General features: G+C 44.8%; 3 protein-coding genes and 1 tRNA gene. All 4 read left to right on the top strand.

All coding sequences use genetic code 11. The annotated features are described in order from the left end of the window. Window positions 1-489: glycerol-3-phosphate acyltransferase (locus MUP17_03655; GenBank protein ID MCJ7458070.1), on the top strand; the 489-nt coding region annotated here is incomplete at its 5' end. Window positions 490-562: 73 nt separating this feature from the next. Next, a complete protein-coding gene (locus tag MUP17_03650; protein ID MCJ7458069.1) occupies window positions 563-1,570 on the top strand; it encodes an NAD(P)H-dependent glycerol-3-phosphate dehydrogenase in 1,008 nt (335 codons plus the stop codon). A 194-nt stretch (window positions 1,571-1,764) separates the two neighbouring features. Continuing rightward, window positions 1,765-2,142, top strand: coding sequence for a MerR family transcriptional regulator (locus tag MUP17_03645; protein MCJ7458068.1), 378 nt, complete (start codon window positions 1,765-1,767; stop codon window positions 2,140-2,142). 6 nt (window positions 2,143-2,148) lie between these two features. Next, window positions 2,149-2,223: transfer RNA gene (locus MUP17_03640), tRNA-Pro, on the top strand. Window position 2,224: the final 1 nt, after the last annotated feature.

Genomic DNA, 2,224 nt, shown 5'->3' with positions numbered 1-2,224 from the left:
GGTCCAATTCCTGCTCTGATAGTTTTGATTTTAGATATAGGCAAGGGACTGGTTGCTACGCTTTGGCTGGGTCGAATATCTATTGGCCAGCCGTTTCTTAATCCGGTCAGCCTGATGATACTGGCAGGCATAGCAGTAATCCTGGGTCACGTTTTTCCCGTTTTCGTGGACTTCAAAGGAGGGAAGGGGGTCGCTACTGGCCTTGGGGTATTGATCTCTCTTGCTCCAATTGAAACTGTCATAGCTCTGATACTTTTTTTGATAGTAGTAGGAATTACGCGTTACGTTTCCCTGGGGTCATTATCCTCAGCTTCGTTTATACTCCTTGCCTTAACTTTTGAAAAATATTATCTTCATAAACCGATTTCGCTAGTATTACTGGTGACGGTTCTGGTACTGACGATTTTTATTTTCTATACACACCGGTCGAATATTAAAAGATTGTTGGATGGAACTGAGAATAAATTTAGAAAAAAACAAAACATCTAACCCTGGAGTGCAAACCTTTAGGTTTGCCAAAGTGGTAAAACTAAAGTTTTACACTCCATTTTCTGTTACATAAATGACAAAAATAGCAGTCTTGGGAGCAGGAAGCTGGGGGATAGGGGTTTCTGTACTCCTCAATTCAAATCAACATAAGATTACTTTATGGGAATTTAATCCCCAGGATATGCTCCACTTGAAAAAGCAGAGAGAGCATAAGAGTAAACTTCCCGGAATCGTAATTCCAGAGCAAATTGAAATCACTGACCAACTGGAAGAAGCTGTTACCGGTGCTGAGCTTTTAGCTTTGGCCTTACCATCCCATACAGTCCGGGAAGTCGCGAAAAAGTTAGCCCGGATTTCCCTGGATAACCCTTTGATCGTGAGTCTATCCAAGGGAATTGAAAACGATACCCTGAATCGGATGTCAGAGGTCTTGACTCAGGAGATGCCTGAGAATCTTCACGATAATATCGTCACTTTGTCAGGTCCCTGCCATGCAGAAGAGGTCGCCAGAAAAATGCCGACTTCAGTGGTTGTCGCAGGGTTGCACGAGGAAGCCGCCAGAGAGGTTCAGAAGATTTTTATGAATAATTTTTTCCGGGTATACACCAGCGATGACCTGGTAGGCGTGGAATTGGGCGGTTCTTTGAAAAACGTCATCGCCATTGGCTCAGGGATTTGCGATGGGCTAAAATTAGGGGATAATGCCAAGGGTGCGCTTCTTACCAGGGGGTTAGCTGAGATGACCAGGTTGGGGACAAAGCTTAGTGCTAAACTCTCGACTTTCGCCGGACTATCCGGTATGGGGGATCTGATTACCACCTGCATTAGCCAGTACTCCAGAAACAGATACGTAGGAGAGCAGATCGGAAAGGGTAAAACCCTTAAACAAACACTTGAAGGGATGGTTATGGTGGCTGAGGGGGTAAAGACCACGAAATCGGCTTATCAATTATCTGAAAAACACAAAGTCGAGCTGCCGATTGCCTATCAGGTTTACCGGATATTATTTGAAAATGTCGAGCCCCAAAAAGCTTTAATGGAGCTTATGACCCGCGGACCAAAATCCGAAATTTGGAGTTGACAAGTTAATATTAAAGTTTATCTTTAAGCCTGACATATAAAGTTTGTCTTTAGGGCGTGTCGAAAAACCCTTTTGATGTCTTTGCGAGGAGTCCTCTGGACGACGAAGCCCAGATGGGCTTCGTCCTACGGACTCGCAATGACAGTTTTCCGAACTTTTCCAACAGTCCCTTCAAGGTGTAAAGGGGAATAAAGATGAAGCAAAAAACAGGAGATATGATAAGCGGGAAGCTCTACTACTCCATCCGGGAAGTAAGCGAGATAACCAGCATCAAGCCTTACGTGCTGAGATTCTGGGAAAAGGAATTTCCTACTCTTAGACCGAAAAAGAACCGGGCTGGCAACCGCACCTATCAGTTGAAAGATATTGAGCTGTTAAAGCAGATAAAAAATCTGCTGTACGATGAGGGGTATACCATTGAGGGAGCCAGGTCTCAGCTAAGGGGATTCAAGGCTTCAGAGGTGGTGAACGTGGAGAAGGCGGAAGATAAAGAGATAGACAAAGATAAGATGAAAAATCTCCTGCGGGATATTAAGCAGGAGCTTGGCGAGATATTGAAGATAATAAGTTGATATAATCGGGGCGTAGCGCAGCCTGGGTAGCGCACTTGCTTGGGGTGCAAGTGGTCGTCCGTTCAAATCGGATCGCCCCGAT

The organism is Candidatus Zixiibacteriota bacterium (assembly GCA_022865345.1).
Classification (GTDB): domain Bacteria; phylum Zixibacteria; class MSB-5A5; order MSB-5A5; family RBG-16-43-9; genus RBG-16-43-9.
The sequence above is the reverse complement of the archived record's forward strand: the minus strand, read 5'-3'. Positions and strand labels throughout refer to the sequence as shown.

Coding starts and splice junctions, on each gene's coding strand:
- MUP17_03645 (MCJ7458068.1), top strand. CDS start 1,765: ATGAAGCAAAAAACAGGAGATATGATAAGCGGGAAGCTCTACTACTCC.
- MUP17_03650 (MCJ7458069.1), top strand. CDS start 563: ATGACAAAAATAGCAGTCTTGGGAGCAGGAAGCTGGGGGATAGGGGTT.